The following is a 7,520-nucleotide window of genomic DNA, read 5'->3' as shown; positions in this document are numbered from 1 at the left end:
AACGCATGATCTTCTCTCCTGAATTTTGAAACCATACCGCCACAGCGGGTTTCAAAATTCAGGAGAGAAGATCAGAGAAAGATTCGCTGAAGCGGACCGGCTAGAAGCCGGTGGCTTCGATCCATTAGGTGGAAAGTCAAAGGTCTGGGGCCAGAAGAAGGCACGAATACAGACGGTTAGGAAAACACCAGCGGCTTGCGATCCGTTTTCTGAACCGTTATCAAAGAGACACGGTCCCGTAGCTCAACTGGATAGAGCACCTGACTTCTAATCAGGATGTTGGGGGTTCGAGTCCTCCCGGGATCGCCAGATTTGACATCTTTCGTTGCTTAATCGAATACCTGTTTGTGCGAGGGAACTGCTTAAGCGCATCGCAAAAAATCGGACGGGAGCGAGAATGTACCTTACCGAAGATGAAAAACACGCAATTTTCGAAATTGACCAATCTGTGTTCAATGCCGTGCTCAACGACGCATTGAGAAAAGAAGTGGATACGGAACTCAGGCGTCACATGATTTCCGTTTAGGGGCGTGATTCACAGTTCGAAAAACGAGTGGTGAACATGTCTGATCTTTTCTGGTTAAGTGACGCCCAGATGGCGCGCCTGGAACCTCTCTTTCCCAAGTCCCACGGAAAACCGCGCGTTCACTGCCCGGCAGGGTATCACGCAGTGATGCATCAGAGGGGGCCGGACCAAGGGCGGCATGAATACCAAGCGACACGGCGTTTGTGACAGCCAAGGACGCCCGCTGAATCTGTTCGTGACGGCTGGGCATCGCTCTCGGCGATGCAAGCATCACCTGTCGGGAGTGGTACAGCGATTACACGGGCGTTGCTCGGTAGTCTGCCGAATGTGGAGGGCTGCTTGGGGATCGAGATCATGTTTGGCAGGCTGAGGGATTGCCGACGCGTTGCGACCCGATACGATAGGTGCCCGAAGGTCTTCCTGTCCGCAATCGCCCGCGCTGCACTCATCATTTACTGGTCATGAGGCCTGACCTGGGGCGCGTGCTCCGCGCACAAAGCAACCCTACCCTCATGGCGTCATCACCGCCGCCCGTTCAAACACTTCATCATCAATCGTCCCATCGTCGTAGATCAACTGCACCCGCACCGTCGCAATCGACCCCAGCGGGTAAACCACGTAAGGCAACCGATCCACCGGTATTTCGGAGAATGTCTCGTCCCCTTCGCAGGGCGGCGTTTGCCATAGGTATGGTTGCCCTCCGTTCACCGCAAAGGTGATCCGCTCCAACCCGCAGCGAAACACTTCCAAATGCGTGAAATAGAGCAGGTCCTGTCCGTCATATTCGCGCACTGCGATCCAGTTGGCCTTGGTCATCTGGAGGATCGGCTTGACCTCGGCGGCGGAATTGAATTGCGCAGCGGCCGGCAAACCCAGCCCCATCAACACGATAAATAGAATACGTTTCATCCGATACTCCGCTTAATACTCATCACCAGCCTGTACAAACGACACTCATCAATCATAACACAGCCACCGGGTTGCGGCTATCGCACCTGCAGAAGACAGGGTCCGGCACGAGTTCAGAACCTCATAAAACTGGCCAACCCACGTTGCGGGCCTACCTTGCTATCATGCGCATTTTCATCGTTCTCTTGCTCACTGCATTGCCGGCCTCCGCTTGGGAGTTCACGTCGAACCCCATTTGCAGATTGGACCATACGGAAGCCGATGTTTCGGTCAAACTTACCTTTGATCACAGTTCAGGACTGTATGCGATTGCCGTCACCCAGCCCAATGGCTGGCCCGGCGCGCCGGTCTATTCCATTCGCTTCGAGGGCCCGCGTCCTCTGACCATTTCCACCGACAGACATCAAACCAAAGGCGGCACGGTGACCGTAACCGATACCGGGTTTTCAAATGTTTTGGATGGGCTCGAGTTCAACCGCTCCGCTACCGCGTTCACAGCCACAGCCGCAGCGCAGTTCTCACTGGATGGCGCCGCCGAGCCTGTTCAGGCGTTTCGAGCCTGTACGACAGCCCCCTCAGTCTAAGGCGGACATCTGCCGCGCACAGCATCGCGCGAGTAACGCCATAGGTCTGGAATACCCGACTTCCCAACCGGCGCATTACGCGCCTAAGCTGGAGCCATTGTAAACGTCGCTCGCAATATTCGCGCGGCCCTTTTTGACAAGGGGAATTCTGATGACACAAATAATGTTTGGATTTGCACTGACTTTCTCCACCGCAATGATTGTCATTGTCGCGGACGTGGCTCTGAAAGTGGCGGCCGACGGGAACAAACCCGTGCTATCGCTGCTGGTGATTGCCGGTTGCGTCCTTTACGCGCTTTCGGCCCTGTTTTGGTTTTACGCCGTCCAACACCTGACCCTGGCACAGGCAGGCGTCGGTTATTCCATGCTGACACTGATCGCACTTGCCATTTTGGGCGCCGTGTTTTTCGGAGAAACGTTGCAGGCGCGAGAATATGCCGGGCTGGCCTGCGCCTTGATGTCCATGGTATTGATGGCGCGTCTGGCCTAGGTTCGTCGGTTCGCACAGCACCCGTGCTCAGAAGTCGAAGATATCCCCGAGGAAATCACCCATGCCCTTCTTTTTCTTGCGGCGCGGCTGATCGTAGCCTTGTGACGGGTCATAGTCACGCTGTGGCGCATGGCGCTGTCCCGCCGGAGGAGGCGGGGGCGTGGTGTAGGCCGCCGCGCGTTCGATGATTTTGTCCAGCTCGCCCCGATCCAGCCAGACACCGCGACAGGTCGGACAATAGTCTATCTCGACGCCACTGCGGTCGGTGATCACGAGGGGGGTTCCGTCTATGGGGCATTGCATGGCGTGTTTCCTGTTTTGCTCTATTCGAAGGTAGGGGGGCGTTCGGCAAATTCATCCGCAAAATTGGGTATCACCAATGGCGTGTCCCCGGCCCGCCTTTGATCTGCCCTTGCAGGTTTGACGTCACCCAGCCACCGTAAAAGTCGCCCGGTTGCGGCATCACGCGTTCGTCGCCCACGAAACAAGCCTCCATTTTACCCGCATAGAATGCAACGTGATCCTTGAGCGCCGCAAACCGCGGGCTTGGAGTGGCATAGCTCCAGGCGGCACCGTTCGCTCGCGTATCGCCCGCTTCGACGGTCCAATACTGCGCAGCCCCCTTCCACTCGCAAAACGACGTGCCTGAGGCAGGGACCAGCGACGCCATCACATCTCCGCGCGGCAAATAGTATGTTGGCGCATGATGGGTTTCGAGCACCCGTAAAGCGGCCGTGCTGTCGGCCACGATCGCCCCGCCCAAGATCACATGAACGCGTTGCGGCACAGGTTCCAATGCCGGAGGCCGGGGGTAGGACTGAACATTTTCGCTTATAAGTTCCATGGGTAAAAACATAAGCCGGTCACGCCAAAGGACGAGGGCGTGATAACGGATTATTAACCAAGATCAGGCCAAGTCGGGACGTCTTTCCCCCAATGGAGCGTCGGTATGCGCCCCCTTTTTCTCACCGCGATGCTGATGCTGGCCAGCCCGGCCATGGGCGGCGCATGGATGCGCGAGCCGGGCACCGGTTTTCTGGCCTTTGGCCCGGTCTATGAGGAAACCGGGCGATTGACTGGCAGCCTTTATGTCGAATACGGGGTCCGCCCAAACCTGACGATAGGTGCCAAATTCGATGCGGATATGACCCTCCAACAGATCGGCAACAGCACCGGCTTTGTCTTTTTGCGCAGGCCGATCAAGATGGATGAACGCCCTTTCAAGCTGGCTTACGAAGTCGGCATTGGCAGTACGTTCGGAGCAGGCAATGACCTTTTGCTGCTGACTGGACTGAGCTACGGGCGGGGGATTTCCGTCGGATCACGCAATGGGTGGTTGGCAATCGACGGCGCGGTCGAATGGTCGGCGGGCGATACCAGCACCATTGCCAAACTCGACACCACCCTTGGGTTGACGCTTTCGGACAAATTCAAAGTGATGATGCAAGTGTTCCACAGCCAAACAGACGAGGCCAGCGCGACGACGCTGGCCCCTTCCGTGATTTGGCAGCCCCGCCCCGAAAAGGCCAGCTATCAGCTGGGCATCGAGGCAGAAAGCGGTACCTTGGCCCTCAAATTCGGGGTCTGGCGCTCTTTTTGATCGGCATGAACAAACCGCCGCGCTCAAGCAGCGCTTATTTGTCCATCCGAACCGTTGCGCGAATCTGGCCGCGCATTTCGGTGCTCCATTCCAGGCTGAATTCTTCTTCAGTCGATCCAATCCGACCCTTGGCGACAGGCATCTCGAACTGTTTCACACTTGCGGAATTTCGAAGGTCACCCGACAGCGAAACCGAATCCACGAACATGCAATACCCATCAAAGGGCAGTTGCTTGTTGGTGCCGATCGTCCAGGTCTTGGCGTTGTTGTTTTGCGTGTGCTCCACGATCAACGGGTTATGTGCCTGTTCGGTCACATTGTGGTACGAGTTGCCATCAAAATAGACCTCCCGGTTCCGACTATGGTCCAGATCGGAAAAGCTCGTATCGACACGTTCGGCCCTGTCAATCGTGCCGTTGATCGAGCGAAAGCGGTTGCCCGACACAGTCACACCGTTGAGGAAATGCCCGGTTCCATGCGGCTTGACCACGAAATAAGAGAACCACGGCGCTACGTCGCCTGACAGGAACACGTTGTCCGTGATGCTCAAAGAGCTGAAGGAAAAGCCTTCGTTGAAGGCGGGCGTCGGGTCTTCCTCGTTGGTCCACTCGACAAAACAGTTGTCGATGTAGTTGCCGGAAATGACGGTTGAGGTGAAATTATCCTTCAGCACCAGGCCGGCCGTGCGGAATCCGTTTGCGACACCGTCGCCCTGAAAGAAATGGTTTCCGGAAATCAGGTGATTCTGACCTGCCATGATGGCGAAATGACGGAACTTCGTTGCCCGGCATTCGCGCAACTTGACGTCGTTGGAGTTGACGTTCAGTGCAATGGACACGCGGTCCGAGACTTCCAATGACTCTTCGTTCGACAGGAATTGACAGCGGTCAATCAACATCCCCTGACAGCCACCACCGATTGAAGTCACGCCACGGTTCAATGGACGGCTGATGAAACAGTCCTGAAATTCAAAAACCGGTCCTGCCGGTGCCAGCATGACACCGCTGGATTTTCCATTACACTGAAATTCGATATCCGAGATGATGAACTTCGAAAACTTGGTAAAGCCGCTGAAATCCAGCAGATATTTGAAACGACTGAATTTAAAGGTCTGCGTACCTTCGGCATCGTAGAGAGGCGCGTTCAACTCAATTTCCTGCGCGCCCACGTTCTTGCTACGAACATAGATCTCACGCCCGACGCCATTGGCTTCAACAAGAGATCCGACCTCAATATTTGCGATATTGAGGACATTGGTCAATTTACGCGAGTTTGACGCACTATATGTGGCTTTGCTGTAGGCAACGGACGTTTCCCAGTTTTCGCCCTGCGCCTCCAGCTGACCATTTCGGATTATGCGGCGGGTGGCAAAGGTCGTGCGATTTGGCACTGCGGCCTGCATGTCGATCGGGCTGGTAACGGCGACGCGGCGCCCACCGAAATCCAGACTTTCGTGGTCCGAACTGTTCAGCAAAGCTTGAAACGCCTTCTTGAAGGCGAGTTCTTCGTCACCGAATGCCTCGATGTATGTTGGCAGATCAAAGCACTTGCGCAGCAGCAAAATCTTGTCCGTCGGCATGCTGATCGTGCCCTCGAACTTGGCCAGCTCTTCGAAAGCGACATCCTTGTTCAGCCGGAATGTGCCCGCAGGCACCAAAATCGTCCGCCCATTGGCCGCAGCGCTGGCAGCATCAAAGGCATCGCTGTCATCGGTGACACCATCCCCGACAGCGCCATAGTCACGCACATCCACGTAGGGGATCATATCCCTCAAGAAAACCGACGTGATATCTTCGATGACGATATCGTCGATGCGAACGATGCCACCATTGGGGCCTGTCAGGTCAAGACCAAAGTGGCCGTAAACCGCGTCGGGCCCCCAGACCATGTCTACGCCATTCCGGTTGCCGGTTCCGATGATGGCCGATACTTGGACAACCGATCCATAGGTGGTAAGTGTTACATATCCTCCCACGGTCGTCACGCCAGAAACAGGCTGTCCGTTGCCTCGGGCGGCATAGGCCGCGATGCGCACAGCGGGCAAGCTGCCGCTGATCGCTTTGACGCGGGCCGTGACCCGAAGATAGCACCCCGGAAATATGGGCGTTTCGCCCATATAGCGCAGCGACGTGGTGTTGTTCGTTTTTTGCAGCTCAAGGCTTCCACCAAAGTCCTGATCCGCCGGCACAAAGGCCGCATTGGTCGCGTTTTCATAGGTGTCAGACCCCGGCGTTCCATCGCCGCTTGACCAGACATCCAGACCATTTGCAAAGGCTGGCGGCATCAGCAGCACGCCATCAGTGATCGCCTTGTTCATCCAACTATCCCTTTTCCAGCTCGGACACTCGCGCCCGGTAATGACGGACACCCCGCATCGGTCGGGGTTGTTTCGACCCGTTCGGCCAGGATAAATATCAACGAGGCGTTAACGTCGGCTCACAGCACCGCACGCGAAGCCCGGGCGACGGGCAACATCGCGCCGCATTGATCCTGATCAAGACGACAACCCGCTGGCTGGCGTAGACTGAATTTGTCAAACTGGAGGTCGGACATGAAACATGTATTTGCCGGACTACTGCTCGCAGCGTCTCTGACAACTTCGGCGGTGGCGCAGGATACCGAAGAAGGTAAAAGCCTGTATCTTACCTATTGTGCCACGTGCCACGGTCTCGACGCTGATGGCAAAGGGCCGATGGGGCCCGCTCTTGTTCTGCAGCCCACAAATCTGACCGAGCTCCAGGCCGAAAACGACGGCGTGTTTCCCCTGGTCCGGGTGATTCGCCGGATCGACGGACGCGACCCGCTGGTCAGCCATGGCTCACCCATGCCGGTGTTTGGCGACTTTTTCGAAGGGCGCAATATCGCGCTCAGAACGCAATCTGGCCAAAACATCATGACCAGTGTACCGGTCGCCGATATTGTCGCCTGGTTAGAGACAATTCAAAAATAGGTCCGGGACGCCGACAATGTCAGGCGCTCAATTCGGAAGCCGCCAACAATTGTACAGCGCTGATTTTCCAACCATCGGCCGTTTTTCTCATGCGGTAGTCCAAAAGGTGCACGGCGCCGTCCATGTCCACGATCTGCACCTTTTGCCGGAGGTCGCCGCCAACATCGCGCAGTTCCAGATAGGTAACCTCGGCGGGTCGCCAAACCATGGGGTAGCCTTGGGTGACCATCCGCCCGAAATTCTCGGGCGTGCGAAAAATATTGCGAATGGATGGGTGCGCAAACTCAAAGGCGCCAATGAAATCATCCGCCTGAAATGCCTCGATCTGGCTGCCAATCACACCCTCGATTTCAGCATCCTGCGCGTTTACGGCACCTGTCAGACCAACGGCCAACACCACTGCCAACATCCAATTTCGCATGTCCCGCTCCCTTATGCCCTCTCCCCAGAAGCATAGAGCG

The 7,520-nt window shown here is 56.2% G+C and carries 9 protein-coding genes, 1 tRNA gene and 1 pseudogene; 6 read left to right on the top strand and 5 right to left on the bottom strand.

The window, feature by feature from the left end; all coding sequences use genetic code 11:
- Positions 1-232: 232 nt before the first annotated feature.
- Positions 233-309, top strand: a tRNA-Arg gene (locus tag LC354_RS10200).
- Between the two features lie 253 nt (positions 310-562).
- Positions 563-991: pseudogene (locus tag LC354_RS10195) on the top strand (hypothetical protein).
- Positions 992-1,036: 45 nt separating this feature from the next.
- Here the strand turns inward: LC354_RS10195 and LC354_RS10190 are convergent.
- Positions 1,037-1,435 (bottom strand): hypothetical protein, encoded by a 399-nt coding sequence (locus LC354_RS10190; protein ID WP_223423485.1) that lies wholly within the window; start codon positions 1,433-1,435, stop codon positions 1,037-1,039.
- A gap of 164 nt (positions 1,436-1,599) precedes the next feature.
- On the opposite strand from LC354_RS10190, the gene LC354_RS10185 reads away from it, so the two are divergent.
- Both LC354_RS10185 and LC354_RS10180 read left to right on the top strand, forming a co-directional pair.
- Positions 1,600-2,019, top strand: coding sequence for a hypothetical protein (locus LC354_RS10185; RefSeq protein ID WP_223423484.1), 420 nt, complete (start codon positions 1,600-1,602; stop codon positions 2,017-2,019).
- 151 nt (positions 2,020-2,170) lie between these two features.
- The gene (locus tag LC354_RS10180) at positions 2,171-2,509 is read left to right on the top strand and encodes an EamA family transporter (protein ID WP_223423482.1); all 339 of its coding nucleotides are present in this window, start codon (positions 2,171-2,173) and stop codon (positions 2,507-2,509) included.
- Between the two features lie 27 nt (positions 2,510-2,536).
- Here the strand turns inward: LC354_RS10180 and LC354_RS10175 are convergent, their stop codons facing one another.
- Positions 2,537-2,812 carry a TFIIB-type zinc ribbon-containing protein gene (locus tag LC354_RS10175; protein WP_223423481.1) on the bottom strand — a complete coding sequence of 92 codons (276 nt, stop codon included), beginning with the start codon at positions 2,810-2,812 and terminating at the stop codon, positions 2,537-2,539.
- A 70-nt stretch (positions 2,813-2,882) separates the two neighbouring features.
- Entirely contained in the window at positions 2,883-3,353 is a 471-nt protein-coding gene (locus LC354_RS10170; RefSeq protein ID WP_223423479.1) for a DUF427 domain-containing protein, read from the bottom strand.
- A gap of 105 nt (positions 3,354-3,458) precedes the next feature.
- Here LC354_RS10170 and LC354_RS10165 point away from each other — a divergent pair, with 105 nt between their 5' ends.
- The gene (locus LC354_RS10165) at positions 3,459-4,109 is read left to right on the top strand and encodes a hypothetical protein (protein WP_223423477.1); all 651 of its coding nucleotides are present in this window, start codon (positions 3,459-3,461) and stop codon (positions 4,107-4,109) included.
- A 34-nt stretch (positions 4,110-4,143) separates the two neighbouring features.
- Here LC354_RS10165 and LC354_RS10160 read toward each other — a convergent pair whose 3' ends face one another.
- Positions 4,144-6,426, bottom strand: coding sequence for a glycosyl hydrolase family 28-related protein (locus tag LC354_RS10160; protein ID WP_223423476.1), 2,283 nt, complete (start codon positions 6,424-6,426; stop codon positions 4,144-4,146).
- A gap of 234 nt (positions 6,427-6,660) precedes the next feature.
- Here LC354_RS10160 and LC354_RS10155 point away from each other — a divergent pair, with 234 nt between their 5' ends.
- Positions 6,661-7,059 (top strand): c-type cytochrome, encoded by a 399-nt coding sequence (locus LC354_RS10155; RefSeq protein ID WP_223423474.1) that lies wholly within the window; start codon positions 6,661-6,663, stop codon positions 7,057-7,059.
- A gap of 19 nt (positions 7,060-7,078) precedes the next feature.
- Here LC354_RS10155 and LC354_RS10150 read toward each other — a convergent pair whose 3' ends face one another.
- The gene (locus tag LC354_RS10150) at positions 7,079-7,480 is read right to left on the bottom strand and encodes a DUF4864 domain-containing protein (RefSeq protein WP_223423473.1); all 402 of its coding nucleotides are present in this window, start codon (positions 7,478-7,480) and stop codon (positions 7,079-7,081) included.
- Positions 7,481-7,520: the final 40 nt, after the last annotated feature.

The sequence above is a fragment of the Tateyamaria pelophila genome, assembly GCF_019966495.1.
GTDB classification, from domain to species: Bacteria; Pseudomonadota; Alphaproteobacteria; order Rhodobacterales; family Rhodobacteraceae; genus Tateyamaria; species Tateyamaria pelophila.
Note: the sequence above shows the minus strand (reverse complement) of the source record. Positions and strands in the feature narration are given on the sequence as shown.